A 13,345-nucleotide genomic window follows, 5' to 3' on the forward strand; every position below is an offset into this window, starting at 1 on the left:
TCACCCCTGCCGCTGGGCCTGCGTCACCGCCACGTGGATGAGTTCGGCCAGGGTGCGGACGCCGAGCTTCTGGCGCATCTGCGAGCAGGCATTGGTGACGGTCTTGTAGCTCACCGACAGGTCGCTCGCGATGGCGCCGTAGGATTTGCCCTGGGCCAGACGCGCCAGGATCTGCTGCTCGCGCGGAGTCAGCTGGGCCTCGGGGGTGCGGCGCGGGTCGGTGCGCAGCATGGCGACCTCCGTAGCCAGGCGCCGGTCGAGGTAGACCTGTCCGGCGCGCACCCTGTCGAACGCCTCGAACAACTCGCCTGAGGCGTGGTCCTTGAGAACGTAGCCGAGCGCCCCCGCCTCCAGGGCACGGGCGACGATGACCGGATCGTTGTGCATGCTGAACACGAGGATGCGCACCTGCGGATCGACGCCGCGCATCCGCCTGATCAGGGCGAGGCCCGCGAGGCCACTGCCCTGGAAGGTCAGGTCGCAGATCACCATGGACGGCTTGAGGCGATGGAAGGCGCGGTAGGCCGCGACCACGGTGGTCGCCTCGGCGATGCGCTCGACACCGGCATCCTCCAGCACCCGGCGGCAGCCCTGGAGCACGATCGGGTGATCGTCGATGACGAGAACGGGAGCTCGCGTGAGGGTGGTGGGGATCGCATTCATGCGTCGGGGATCGCGCTCGTGTCCTCGGACCGTTCGGAACCGAACGGAATCATGATCCGGACAACCGTCCCAGGCCACCCGTTGTCAAGCACCAAAGTGCCACCCAGGGCCCCGACGCGCTCGCGCATCCCCGACAAACCGAGTCCGACCCGGTGATCGGGGGCGATTCCGCCGCCGTCGTCGCGCACGGTGATGACGAGGCGTGCATGCGCTTCCTCATGGGCCTCCACGGTGACTCTCCCCGCCCGCCCATGTCGGACGGCGTTGGTCATGCTTTCCTGGATACAACGGAACACCGTCAGGTCGGTGACGTCGCCGTAGCCGGAACCAAGTCCGTCGAATGCGCCGGCGAAATCCGTTCCCGAATGCCGTCGGGTGAAATCCCGCAACAGCAAGACGAGGCAATCGGGCAGGGGAACCTGCCCCAGGGCGTGCGGTCGCAGACGGTTGAGGAGATCTCGGTTCAGGGTCTGCACTTGGCCGACGATGGTGCTGATCTCCTCGGCGCGCTGGGTGAGCTTGGCCCGGTCCGGCGCGGCCACGGCGCCGGCCATGCGGATCACCGAGGCGGCGTTGGCCTCCAGGGCGAACAGGCACGGGCCGAATTCGTCGTGGAGCTCCAGTGCCGTGGCCCGACGCTCGTCGTCCTGTGCGGAGAGGAGCTGACGGTTGAGCCGCCCGTTGGCCGCTCGGGTCTCCGACAGGGCCTGCGCCACGCTGTTGAAGCGCGCGGCGATGATGGCGAGTTCGCGGGACGCCGGAGGAGCGAGGCGGGCCGTGTAGTCCTGCCGCTCGAGCTGGGTCAGGCCGTCGGCGACCTGCGTCAGGGGTGCCAGGACCCGGCCGAACGCCACGTAGAGGGCGGCGAGCAGCCCGAGGCTGACGAGCAGGCTCGCGAGCGACAGGGAGACGGCGTAGCCCCAAACTTCGTCGATCTCGTCGCGGGGCTGGGTGGTGATCCGCGCCGTGCCAATGCTCCGTCCCTGGACCACGATCGGCAACTCGTGCTGTCGTGTTGCGGGCGCGATCAAGGCGACGAACCAGCGCGGGGGGTCGTGCTGATCCCGGCGCAGGCGCGGGGAGGGCGCCGGCACCACGGCGCCCGACGCATCGAGGACGGTGACGCGGACGTGGCGCAGGCCCTGGACGCGCAGGCGCAAGGTCTGGAGCAGGGTCTCGGGTGAGGCCGATTGCGCGAGATCGATGGTATCGGAGACGAGGAGCTCGACATTGGCCAGGGCGGCCTTCATCTCGACCTCGACGGCCGAACGCGCGTTGAGCACGATGACCCCGCACGAGAGCAGTGCCGCCAGGAGATCGATGGCCAGCACCAGGAGAATCATCCGCGTCCGCGTCGGCAGACGCGCCCACAACGTGGGGGCGGTGGCCCAACCAGGGGGATTCGAGGCGGGGGCCGTCATCATGGTCGGTGTGCCGGGAAACGGGGCAGGACGTCGGTCGCTTGTAGCTCAGTCGCGACGGGATGGAACGCGCCGCGCGCGGTTCTCCCGTGGGCACGGTGGAATCCCGAACGGTGAATGATGCGGGTGAAACGATCCGCGATCATCTCGCGCGGGCCCTCGACGATCCGACATCGCATTGGAACCTCGGCGGGTTCGGCGCCGTGGCCGCGTTCGGCCATGCCGTCGGTGAGCCGGTCGGGCGCCTCGGACGTTTCGGGCGACTGACACCGCGCGGCGCCCTGATCCTCGACCCCACCGACGAACTCGTGATGGTCGCCTACGAGACCGGGTTCGCTGGTGGCTGGAGCCATTGCGTCGCCCTGTGCCTTCCCGCGGCCAGCGCCCTGGTGCCGGGTCCGGAGGTCGTCACACAGAGGGGACCGGACGCCGGCGCCGCCCGTCGTGAAGACAGCGACGCCCTCCTGTTCGACCTCGGCGTTGGGATTCCGCAGGGTTGGGCCGGATTGCGGACCCGCGATCCGGACCTCGTCGCCCGCCTGTCGGCGGCCTGCGGGACATCGGCCTTCGCGCCCGACAGTCCGGTGCCCCGGCTCCTCGCCGAACGTCGGACGGATGTGGTGATGGGAACGCCGCTCGGGCGGATCGAGGTGTTCGGCGGCCCCCATGTGCCCGTCCCGGGCGGGCCGCGCGCCTTCGTCGCCCCGCAGGTGTTGCGAGCCCGCCGGACCCATGCGGCCACGGCGCCGATCCCGCCCGGCCTGATCCCTTGCGCCAATCTCCATCCGCCCCATCCCTGCCGCGACGCGGAGGGACGGCCGAGTCCGTTCGATGCGGGTGCTCACGCCGCCTTTCAAGCCGTGCTGGCGCGTTGGGGAGACCCCCGCCTCTTCGCCCTCAAATTGCGGCTCGCGGCGGGCGAGGCCATGCCCCGCGGCGCCGACCGCGCAGCGCGCACCGTCGCCCGGGTCGTGGCGGCACAGGTCGCGTGCCGGGCTGAAGCCGGCCCCGAACCCGGCATTGGCCAGATGGCGGGCAAGATGGTGCTTGCATCGTACCGGGACGGAGAAAAGACGATCCGCGACACCACTCCTTAAAGCGTGCGGCTTACTCCAGATATCAACCGGGTAAACTCGGGCTTCGACTGTCGATACGTTGCCGGACATCTTCATGCCCCATTGTCGGGATCAGTTCACGAACACGGCACCGCGTCAGCGGCCGGAAACGGTCGCCGGGTGCGTTCGGGATGACTCCACGCTGATGTCGATTGCCCTCGATCCGTCCGAGATGCGCGCCCCCGTCGAAGGCCGCGCGCCCGGCACACCCAAGGCGCCGTCGCGCGTCGGCCGCCTCGCCCTGATGACGGTTCTGGGCGGTGTCGGCCTCGTCGGCCTGTCGGCCGGGGCCTATTCGATGCTCTCGGGCCTCGCCGGGCCGCCTCCCTCCAAGGTCCGCATGGGTCGGGTCTCGGCCGATTGGCCCGATCTGCGTGACGGCGTGCCCGCGTTGGCGCCGTCCCATCGCCCATCCAGTCCGGTACCGGTGCCTGCCGCGATCGAGGCTGCCGTGCCTGATCCCGCGCCGCTCAAGGCCGTATCGGCGCCGGTGGAGGCGAAGCCGGCTCAAGTCGCCAGCGTCGCGCCGGCCGCCAAGCCCGCGCGTTTGCCCGTCATCGAGAACGCCGCGACGGTGCCGGCCGCCCCTGCCGTAGCCCTCGTGGAGAAGGCTCGCACCGCCCCCCTCGTCGCCCCGACGCCCATCGAGACCACCCGGGCCCGCACCACAACCGGCGGGACCTTCGCGGCCCTTCCGCCGGCGCCCGCCCTCTCGGAAGCCGCGCCCAAACCGAAGGCCGCTCCCGTCGTGGCGCGGACGAAGCCTGCCGCCAAGCCGGCGCCCGCCACCGCCGAGAAGGTCGCCGCCGCGCAACCGGCGCAGGCTTCCGAGCCGGAGGTCGAGGAGACCGAGATGTTCGGGATGAAGGTGCCGTCCCTGGCCCCCGTCGGCCGCAAGCTCGTCGAGGGCGTCGAGGCCTTCGGCAACGCGGTCAAGCGCTTCCCCGAGCAGTTCTGAGGGCGATCCCGCCCCCATCCGGCTGCGCGCTCACGATCGGGATAGGGGCAGCGGCCTCTCCTCCCCGTGAAGGGGAGGGGAAACCTCCGCTCGATCAACGAGATCTTAGATCTCGCCGGGGCTTTCCTACGACTTCGCCCTGCTGCGCGGCTTCTTGCCGATCTCGCGTTCGTGGCGAGCGCCGCGCGGACTCTTGAAGCCCTTGGGGCCGCTGGCCTCCTGGTCGCTGCCGGCGCCGTCGAGGAGCGCTTCCACCTGAATTTCGGGCGAGCCGTTCTTGGCGAAGGTCTGGGCGAAGCGCGAGGCCGCGCCGCCGCGCACTTCGAACTTGGTTTCCCGATCGAAGATCCGGATGGCGCCGATCTCCTGGCGGCCGATATTGCCGCGGCGGGTCAGCATCGGCAGCAGGCGGCGTGGGTCGGCGTTGTCGCGCCGGCCGAGGTTGAGCCGGAACCACACCGAGGGGCCCTCGGCGTCGATACGGGCGGTATCGGCGGGATCGTAGACCGGCCGGGCCTTGCGCTCAGGGCCAGCACCCGGGTCGGTCACGTCCTCCGGCTCGGGCAGGCGCGCCCGGTAGATGCGCGCTAGCGCCGCGGCGAGCTCCTGAGGCGTGCGGCGGGCGAGCAGGGTCTCGCCCATGGCGACATCCTCCTCGGCCGGGGCCTCGGTGAACAGCGGGTCCTGCCACATCCGCTCGCCGTCGAGGGCGCGGATCTCGTCAGCGGTGGGCGGCCCTGCCCACTCGGCGTTGACCTTGGCGATCATCAGCATCTGCTCGGCGCGCCGACGCTTGGAGGCCGGGATCAGCAGGACGGAAGTGCCCTTGCGGCCGGCGCGGCCCGTGCGGCCGGAGCGGTGTTGCAGTACCTCGGCGTCGTGCGGCAGGTCGGCGTGGATCACCAGACTGACGGTAGGCAGGTCGATGCCGCGGGCGGCGACATCGGTGGCGACGCACACCTTGGCGCGGCCGTCGCGAAGCGCCTGGAGGGCGGCATTGCGCTCGCCCTGGCCGAGTTCGCCCGACAACGCCACGGCCAGGAAGCCGCGCTCGGTCAACACGGCCTGGAGGTGGCGAACGGCGTTGCGGGTGTTGCAGAACACGATGGCCGTCGGCGCATCGGTGAAGCGGAGGGTGTTGACCACCACGTGCTCCAGCTCGCGCGGCACCACGCGGACGGCACGGTAGGTGATGTCCTCGTGGCCGCGCTCCTGACCCTTCACGGCGATGCGCAGGGCATCGTTCTGGTAGCGCTCGGCCAGAGTCGCGATGGCTTTCGGCAGGGTCGCCGAGAACAGCAGCGTGCGCCGGTCCTTCGGGGTCACCGACAGGATAAATTCGAGGTCGTCCCGGAAGCCGAGGTCGAGCATCTCGTCAGCCTCGTCGAGGACGACGGCGCGCAGATCCTGGGTCGCGAGGTTGCGGCGCTCGAGGTGATCGCGCAGCCGGCCAGGCGTGCCGACGACGATGTGAGCGCCGTCGTGGAGCTGGCTGCGCTCGCGACGCGGGTCCATGCCGCCAACGCAGGAGATCACCCGCGCGCCGGTCTCGGCGTAGAGCCACGACAATTCGCGCTCGACCTGAAGGGCGAGTTCACGGGTGGGCGCGATGACGAGGGCGAGCGGCGCGCCGGCGGGGCCGAACCGCTCTGCGCCGTCGAGCAGCGTCTCGGCGAAGGCGAGGCCGTAGGCCACGGTCTTGCCGGAGCCGGTCTGGGCCGAGACGAGGAGGTCGCGCCCCTGTGCAGCCGCTTCGATCACCGCATTCTGGACGGGTGTGGGGTCTTCGTAGTCACGCGCGGCCAGAGCTCGGGAGAGCGGGGCCGGCAGGGTCGGAAAGGGCACTGAGGAGCCTTGCAGGCAAACAGGCAAGAATCCGCCGAGGGATGGTCGCGCTGGGCGCGAATCGATTCCCTCGATGCGTGACTCCGGCCTCGATCGGTTACGGATACGTGGCGTTGTAGCCGGAACCGCGTCCGTGCGCCACGTCTGCGCACGCATGGGGGGTGTCCCGCACAGTTAAGTCTCGTTTTCCGGCTGTGTCCTCAGTCCCCGTGTGCCACTTAAGGCGGGTTGCGGCGGCTCCTCGTGCCGTCGCGGCGCGGTTTTCGGCGCCGCGGTTCTCGACGGCACAAGGATGAAGGATGGCGGCTGTGTTGCGTCTGGTGGGGGCTTGGGCGAGCGTCGCCGCGTTCTTCGTGTTCGGGCCGGCCTGGCTCGGCGGTCTCGGTTCGCCGCTCTGGGCCACCGGCCTGTTCCTGTGGCTGTTCCTCGTGATCCTGTGGGCGGCGTTCGGGGTGGTCCACGAGGCCGAGAAACTCGCCCACCGCCTCGGCGAGCCCTACGGCACCCTGGTGCTGACGCTCTCCATCGTCGTCATCGAGGTGGTGCTGGTCTCGGCCGTGATGCTGTCCTCCAAGGCGGTACCGACGCTCGGACGCGACACGATGTTCGCCGTGCTGATGATCGTGCTCAACGGCATCGTCGGCCTTGGCCTGCTCATCGGCGGCCTGCGCCACCACCAGCAATCCTACAATCTGCAGGGTACCTCGGCCTTCCTGTCGGTGATCATCCCGCTCACCACCATCGCGCTCATCATCCCGAACTTCACCACCTCCACCATGGGCGGCACCCTCACCCCCGTGCAGGCGATCTCGTTCTCGGTCTTCACCGTGTCGCTCTACGGCATCTTTCTGCTGATCCAGACCGGGCGGCACAGCAGCTTCTTCATCCACGACGGCGGCCGCGTGGCGAAGTCGAACCCCGGGACCGTCGCGCCCGAGCCCGATACGGCGACGGCCGGGATCGAGACGGGTGCGATCCTGAAGCACGTGGCGCTCCTCATCGCCAACATCCTGCCCATCGTGCTCCTGTCGAAGAGCTTGGCCGCCATCCTCGATCACGGGATCGAGGCGCTAGGAGCTCCTTCGGCACTGGGTGGTGTGCTCATCGCCGCCATCGTGTTCACGCCGGAGGGCATCAGTGCCCTCAAGGCGGTGGCGCGCAACGAGCTCCAGCGGGCGATCAACCTCTGCCTCGGGGCGGCGACCTCCACCGTCGGCCTCACGGTGCCGGCGGTCCTGGCGGTCGGCCTCCTCACGGGCCAGACCGTGGTCCTCGGCCTCGCGCCGACGGAGATGACGCTGCTCGTCGTCACCCTCATCCTCAGCACCCTGACCTTCTCGGGGCTGCGCACCACCGTGCTCGAAGGGGCGGTGCATCTCGTGGTGTTCTTCGTCTACCTCGTGCTGATCTTCAGCCCGTGATTCGGCGAGCCCCGAGAGCCACGATATGAGCGACGTTCTCGTGATTGGAGCCGGTGTCGTCGGCCTTGCCGTCGCCCGTGCTCTCGCCCGGCGCGGCCATGCCGTCGTGGTGGCGGAGGCCGAGGGCGGTATCGGTACAGGCGTCTCCGCGCGCAGTTCCGAGGTGATCCATGTCGGGATGTACTATCCAGAGGGATCGCTTCGTGCGCGCCACTGCGTCGCCGGTGCCGCGATGCTGTACGCGTTCTGCGCGAGCCACGGGGTGCCGCACCGGGCCTGTGGCAAGCTCATCGTCGCCACCGACGAGACCGAACGTGCGGCCATCGCGAAAATCCATGCGCGTGGTGCCGCCAACGGCGTCGAAGGCCTCATTCTCATCGACGGAACGCAGGCCCGCGCCCTCGAGCCCAATCTCGCCTGCGTGGCCGCCCTGCACGCGCCCGGCACCGGCATCGTCGACAGCCATGCCCTGATGCTCGCCCTCCAGGGCGACCTCGAGGATCGCGGCGGGGCCATCGCGTTTCACAGCGCCGTGGCCGGCCTTGGCAGAGCCGACGGCGCCTGGATCGCGATCGTGAACGAAGACGAACTTCCCTTCGACGCCGTCGTGAATGCCGCCGGCCTCGGCGCCCAAGGCATCGCGGCACGCGTCGCCGGCTATCCCATCGAGCGCATCCCGCGAAGGGTCCTGGCCAAGGGCAGCTATTTCGGCTGCCTCGGCCGTCCGGCTTTCTCGCGGTTGATCTATCCCGCGCCCGTCGAGGGCGGCCTCGGAATTCATCTCACCCTCGATCTCGCCGGGCGCATGCGCTTCGGCCCCGATGTCGAATGGGTCGAGACGGAGGATTACGCGGTCGATTCCGGCCGAACGGAAGCCTTCGCCCGGGCGATCCGTCGCTATTGGCCCGGCCTGCCCGATGGGGTTCTGACGCCGGATTATGCCGGCATCCGACCCAAGCTCACGGGACCCGGTGAGCCCGCGTTGGATTTCGTCATCGACGGACCGGCGGAGCACGGTCTAGCCGGCCTCGTTCATCTCTTCGGCATCGAAAGCCCCGGTCTCACATCGAGCCTGTCGCTGGCCGAAGAGGTCGCCGATCGACTGTTTCCGTAGGGACCGTTCATCCGCCGAAGCGCTCCGTCCGGATCGTGCCGGGGGAAAGGCCGGCCTCCACGAGAAGCTCGGACGCCGTCGATACGAACGGGTTGGCGCCGCAGAGATAGGCGTGGCGCGGACGCCCGAGGCGCGCCAGGGCCTCGTCCGTGAGCGTGGCATCGATGCGCCGGCCGCCCTCCCGGGTGAGGTTCAGCATGAGGTCGAAGCCGGGCTCGTCGCGCGCGCGCCGGATCAGCTCGTCGCGGGCAATGGCCTCCGTCCCGTCGCGCACGGAATAGAGCAGAAGGGCCGGTACCATGGGGGCGGCCTCGGCCCGATGGCGCAGCATCGCCAGCAGGGGCACCACGCCCGAGCCGCCCCCGACGAGAAGGAGAGGTCCCCCATCCTCGGCGCGCCAGACGAACGCGCCGCCGATGGGTCCCCGCACCTCGATCGTGTCACCCACCTCCGCCACGCCGTCGAAGAAGCCGGACACCTCTCCCTGCGCCAACCCCTCGACCATGAGCTCGATCGTGCCGTCGGTGCTCGGCGCCGAGGCGATGGAGTAGCTGCGCTGCGCCTGGTAACCGTCCGGAGCCGTCAGGCGCACATCGACATGCTGTCCAGCGAGTGCCGGCCGGTCGAACACGACGGCGAGCCGGAAGCTCTTTACCCGACTTGTCACCGGCGTGATGCCGACGATGGTCGCACTCAGCCAGGGGAGTGGGGCTATCTCAATCACCGGTGAAGCGCTGCTCGCGCCAGGGGTCGCCGTACATGTGATAGCCGCGCATCTCCCAGAATCCGCCCTCGTCCTTCTCGGTGAAGCGCAGGCCCTTCAGCCATTTCGCACTCTTCCAGAGGTAGAGGTGCGGAACGAGAAGGCGTGCCGGACCGCCATGGTCCGGCGCGATCGGCGCCCCATCGTAATGGGTCGCCACCAGGGCCCGGCCTCCCGTGAGATCGGCCAACGGCACATTGGTGGTGTAATCGTCATGTCCCTCGGCGAGGGCGAATGCCGTCGGTGCCGAAACACCCGCATCGGCCAGGAGGTCGTCGATGCTGACGCCCTCCCATGCCGTGTCGAACTTCGACCACTTCGTGACGCAATGGATGTCGCCGGTCCAGCGGGTTCGGGGCAGGGTGGCGAAATCCTGCCAGGTCCAGCTCTTGAGGGGACGCGACCCGACGCGCAGGGTGAAGCGCCACGTCTCGCGATCAACCCGCGGCGTCGGGCCGATCTGCAGCACGGGGAAGTCCTGCGTGAGGTACTGGCCCGGCGGCAGGCGCTCGCGCGTCGCCTCCGATGGCCGTCGTCCGGTGAAGCCGCGTGTGCTCATGCTCACCTCGTTCGCGTCACAATTATCGACGCTCTGCCTCCCCCGATCGGCGGCGTCACCGGTCGCGCATGACGATCCAGAGGGCGTGGATCATGCCCGGGACGATGCCGAGAACCGTCAACAGGATGTTGAGCAGGAACTGCAATCCGATGCCCGCCGTCATCAGGACGGCGAGGGGGGGCAGGAAGATGGCAAGCAGGATGCGAACGAGATTCGACACGATGTCTCCGTGACGTGATGCGGCTCATGGAAGGGCGCAGAGGCAACTGTACCGCTTGTCTCCCGGTTCCCGGTGGAGGTTTTTAAACCTCTGTCTGCGAGGGTGCTCGACGACGCGGCATACTCCCGGACCATGATCCAGATGCTTATTCTCGATGTCGAGCACGCGGTCGCCATCGGAACACCCGATCAGCGGGCGGCGATGCTGCGCCGGATCACGGCCCTGTTCCTGGACCATGCGGTGCGATTGGGCGAGACCGAGGTCGAGCCCTTCGATGCGATCCTCCTTCACCTCGCCCAGAACGTCGAGGTCGCGGCCCGAGCCGTCCTGGCCGAGGAGATTTCCGAGATCGCCAATGCCCCGCGACGCGTGGTACGCGATCTCGCCTTCGATCCGGCGATCGCCGTGGCCGGTCCTGTCCTCACCCGGTCCGAACGGCTGGCGGAGGACGATCTCGTGCGGATCGCCGGCGAGGCCGGCCCCCTGCATCTCGACGCGGTCGCACGCCGGCGGACCCTGAGCCAGCGGATCACCGAAATTATGGTGACGCGTGCCACCGCCGCCGCCCTCCGCCGCATCGCCGGAAACGAGAGCGCGCATCTGTCGGAGACCGGGTTCGCCGCCTTGCTGGCGATCGCCCAGAAAGACGCCGTCCTGCGTGCGATCCTCGACCTGCGCCGTTCCGTGCCGGAATCGCATCGGGTTAGCGGTCCATCGGCGAAGCCGGGGGCGACGGGCGACGTCGATCTCGACGAGAAGGCTGTCGTCGCTCTCATCGCACAGGGGCGGGTGGACGACGCGCTCCTGGCCATCGCCCACATCGCCCACGTGCCGCCCCCCGTAGCACTTCAGGCCTACCAACGCAGCGACAACGACCCGCTGCTCTTCCTCGTGCGCAGCGTCGATTTCGGCTGGGGGACCCTCAAGCACCTGATCCAGTCGCGGCCCGGCCGGCGCATGCCGCCCGAGGAGATGCGCGGCGCCTTCGAGGCCTTCCAGGCCCTGTCGGTCGCCACGGCACGACGCGCCGTTCGCTTCAACGCGGCTCAGGGCAACGCCAAGGTGGCTTGACGGTCCGGCGTACCGGCCTCACCCCCTGCCGGGTCCGGAGGGTGACGTGCTGCTCGACCTGTTCCACTTCCTGACGACGCCGGTGCCGTGGACACATCGGCGGCGCGGCTACCTGCGCGAGAGCATACTCCTTCTCTCCCGCTCGCGTCGGTGCCGGGTGGCCTGGGCGCCGCACCTCGTACAGGCGCGCGCCGTGATCGCTCGGGCATGCGAGGGACTGGCGCGGCGCCGTACCGTCGTCGTCCTCGGCTCGGGCCTCCTCGACGACGTGCCCCTCGATCACCTGGCGGCGTACTTCGCCGAGGTCCGCCTCGTCGACGCCGTCCATCCCTGGCCGACCCGATGGGCTGTGCGCACCAAACCCAATGTCACCCTGGTGACGGCCGACCTCACGGAGCCGGGCGCAGTCCTCGTCCACGGCGCCGGCCCCGAGGTCGATCTCGTGATCTCGGCCAACCTGCTGTCACAACTGCCGATTCTGCCCCTCGACGGAGCCGGGGCGACGGAATCGAGCCTTGGACGGCAGATCGTCCGGGCGCATATCGACGACCTGACGCGTCTCCGTGCCCGCGTCTGCCTCATCACGGACATCGAGCAGATCGAGGAGGACCGCGACGGCCGCGTGACCGACCGCTTCGACCTCCTCCATGAGGTGGCCCTGCCTGCCCCGGACCGAGCCTGGGTCTGGGACCTCGCGCCCTTCGGCGAGACCGCACGCCATCGCCGCCTCGTTCACCGCGTTCACGGCTATGCCGATTGGCACGCCGCCGTGGAGGCCGGCAACAGCTCCTGAACGCGAGAAGCCGCCCCGGGGAGGGGGCGGCTCTCAGAGCGGCGCGGCTTACTCGGTGACGGGTGCGGAGTCGTCGGCGCCCATGACACCGGGTTCGGCGCCGTCCGTCCCCTCGAAGCGGGCGCGGCGGCGGCGGCGTGGCTTGGGCGCGGCCGAAGCCTCGTCGGTCCCGGTTTGGACCGGAGCCTGCGGCGTGGTCTCCTCGGTGACCCGAGCCTCGACGGGGCGCTCGACGAGAGCGGGCCGGGGCGGCGTCATCAGGAAGGCCGGCAGACCGGCGACATCCTCGACCGGCGCGCGCTCGATCTCCTCGCGGCGCCGGCTCCGCCGCGGCGGCGCGTCGGCCGGGCGACGGGCTTCCGAAGGCTGGAAGTCCTGGCGCGATACCTCCTGGCGAACCGGTTCCTGGCGGTTGACGTCCTGCCGATGGGTCTCTTGCCTGACGGGCTCATGACGCGGAGCCTCGTCGCGCGCGACTTCCTGCGAAGCCTCACCCCCGCGATTGTTCTCGAACCGCGGCCCGTTGTTGCGCCGTCCGTATTCCTGCCGGGGTTGTTCTTGGCGGGACTGTTCCTGGCGCGGCTGTTCCTGGCGATCCCGATCCTGGCGCGGCTGGTCCTGACGGCTGTAGTCCGGCCGCTGGTAGTCCTGACGCGAAGGATCTTGCCGAGGAGTATCCTGCCGCGAAGCGTCCTGACGATTGTAATCCTGACGTTGGCCATCCTGCCGGGGACCGTCCTGGCGCTGATTGTCGAAGCGCTGGGGCCGCTCGTTGCGATTGTTGAAGCGGTCGCGCCGATCGTTGCGGTCGTTGCGGTTCTGGCGGTTGTCGGCCCCGCCATCCTGACGCGTGTTCTCATGGCGCTGGCCGTCCTGACGCCCCTCGTAGGCCGGCGGCTGGTAGGCGGGCTGGGGCTGCTGACCCGGATCGCTGTAATCGTCGTTGTAGGATTGGGCGGCGTAGCCGAGTGGTGCACCCTGATCGTCGCCGCCATCCTCGTCGCCGTCATCGTCGAACCCGTTGCGGGCATAGCCGCCGGCCTGCTGCCGGTTCTGCTCCTGCGCGCCGGATATGATGCGGAAATAATGCTCGCCGTGCTGGAAATAATTCTCCGCCGCAACGGGATCGCCGCTCGCCTGGGCGTCGCGCGCCAGTTGAGCGTACTTGTCGGCGATATGCTGGGCCGTGCCGCGAATCTTGACGTCGGGACCGTTCGATTCGTAGGAGCGCGTCAGCGGATTGGGACCTTTGGGGCGGTTGCGACCGCGCACCCGTCTGTTCTGGTTTGGTCTCATCGGTCTCGATTGACCCTCGTTGGTACAGGAGCGTCTGGTGAGGCGGTCCGGGACCCGGCGGTCCTGAGCCGAAGTCCGGCTCGGCCATGGTGACCCGGTGAAGGGT

The 13,345-nt window shown here is 69.3% G+C and carries 13 protein-coding genes; 6 read left to right on the top strand and 7 right to left on the bottom strand.

What is annotated here, in order from left to right:
• Positions 1 to 663, bottom strand: a complete 663-nt coding sequence (locus MKK49_RS17560) for a response regulator (RefSeq protein ID WP_244030814.1) — start codon at positions 661 to 663, stop codon at positions 1 to 3.
• Positions 660 to 2,087: an ATP-binding protein gene (locus tag MKK49_RS17565; RefSeq protein ID WP_244030817.1), complete on the bottom strand. Its 1,428-nt coding sequence runs from the start codon at positions 2,085 to 2,087 to the stop codon at positions 660 to 662. Before MKK49_RS17565 ends, MKK49_RS17560 begins: the two co-directional genes overlap by 4 nt.
• A 110-nt stretch (positions 2,088 to 2,197) precedes the next feature.
• On the opposite strand from MKK49_RS17565, the gene MKK49_RS17570 reads away from it, so the two are divergent.
• Both MKK49_RS17570 and MKK49_RS17575 read left to right on the top strand, forming a co-directional pair.
• Entirely contained in the window at positions 2,198 to 3,181 is a 984-nt protein-coding gene (locus tag MKK49_RS17570; protein ID WP_244030819.1) for a DUF6925 family protein, read from the top strand.
• Positions 3,182 to 3,344: 163 nt separating this feature from the next.
• Positions 3,345 to 4,157, top strand: a complete 813-nt coding sequence (locus MKK49_RS17575) for a hypothetical protein (protein ID WP_244030821.1) — start codon at positions 3,345 to 3,347, stop codon at positions 4,155 to 4,157.
• Between the two features lie 126 nt (positions 4,158 to 4,283).
• On the opposite strand, the gene MKK49_RS17580 is transcribed toward MKK49_RS17575, so the two are convergent.
• Complete coding sequence (locus tag MKK49_RS17580; RefSeq protein ID WP_244030823.1) at positions 4,284 to 6,002, bottom strand: DEAD/DEAH box helicase; 1,719 nt, start codon at positions 6,000 to 6,002, stop codon at positions 4,284 to 4,286.
• Between the two features lie 299 nt (positions 6,003 to 6,301).
• Here MKK49_RS17580 and MKK49_RS17585 point away from each other — a divergent pair, with 299 nt between their 5' ends.
• Together MKK49_RS17585 and MKK49_RS17590 are read left to right on the top strand one after the other, a co-directional pair.
• Positions 6,302 to 7,423 (top strand): calcium:proton antiporter, encoded by a 1,122-nt coding sequence (locus MKK49_RS17585; protein WP_244030825.1) that lies wholly within the window; start codon positions 6,302 to 6,304, stop codon positions 7,421 to 7,423.
• Between the two features lie 25 nt (positions 7,424 to 7,448).
• A complete protein-coding gene (locus MKK49_RS17590) occupies positions 7,449 to 8,537 on the top strand; it encodes an NAD(P)/FAD-dependent oxidoreductase (protein WP_244030827.1) in 1,089 nt (362 codons plus the stop codon).
• Between the two features lie 7 nt (positions 8,538 to 8,544).
• Here the strand turns inward: MKK49_RS17590 and MKK49_RS17595 are convergent, their stop codons facing one another.
• The 3 genes from MKK49_RS17595 to MKK49_RS17605 are packed head-to-tail and all read right to left on the bottom strand — an operon-like array spanning position 8,545 to position 10,079.
• On the bottom strand, positions 8,545 to 9,261 hold the full coding sequence (locus MKK49_RS17595; RefSeq protein ID WP_313899183.1) for an FAD-binding oxidoreductase: 717 nt from the start codon (positions 9,259 to 9,261) through the stop codon (positions 8,545 to 8,547).
• Positions 9,254 to 9,859 (bottom strand): sulfite oxidase-like oxidoreductase, encoded by a 606-nt coding sequence (locus tag MKK49_RS17600; RefSeq protein ID WP_244030832.1) that lies wholly within the window; start codon positions 9,857 to 9,859, stop codon positions 9,254 to 9,256. Before MKK49_RS17600 ends, MKK49_RS17595 begins: the two co-directional genes overlap by 8 nt.
• Positions 9,860 to 9,914: 55 nt before the next feature.
• The gene (locus MKK49_RS17605; RefSeq protein WP_244030834.1) at positions 9,915 to 10,079 is read right to left on the bottom strand and encodes a YqaE/Pmp3 family membrane protein; all 165 of its coding nucleotides are present in this window, start codon (positions 10,077 to 10,079) and stop codon (positions 9,915 to 9,917) included.
• Between the two features lie 141 nt (positions 10,080 to 10,220).
• Here MKK49_RS17605 and MKK49_RS17610 point away from each other — a divergent pair, with 141 nt between their 5' ends.
• A complete protein-coding gene (locus MKK49_RS17610; protein ID WP_244030837.1) occupies positions 10,221 to 11,150 on the top strand; it encodes a DUF2336 domain-containing protein in 930 nt (309 codons plus the stop codon).
• A 46-nt stretch (positions 11,151 to 11,196) separates the two neighbouring features.
• Positions 11,197 to 11,943 carry a hypothetical protein gene (locus MKK49_RS17615; RefSeq protein ID WP_244030838.1) on the top strand — a complete coding sequence of 249 codons (747 nt, stop codon included), beginning with the start codon at positions 11,197 to 11,199 and terminating at the stop codon, positions 11,941 to 11,943.
• 48 nt (positions 11,944 to 11,991) lie between these two features.
• Here the strand turns inward: MKK49_RS17615 and MKK49_RS17620 are convergent, their stop codons facing one another.
• Positions 11,992 to 13,215 (bottom strand): DUF4167 domain-containing protein, encoded by a 1,224-nt coding sequence (locus tag MKK49_RS17620; RefSeq protein WP_244031272.1) that lies wholly within the window; start codon positions 13,213 to 13,215, stop codon positions 11,992 to 11,994.
• Positions 13,216 to 13,345 lie beyond the last annotated feature (130 nt).

The sequence above is a fragment of the Methylobacterium sp. J-090 genome, from assembly GCF_022829345.1.
Taxonomy (GTDB): Bacteria; Pseudomonadota; Alphaproteobacteria; order Rhizobiales; family Beijerinckiaceae; genus Methylobacterium.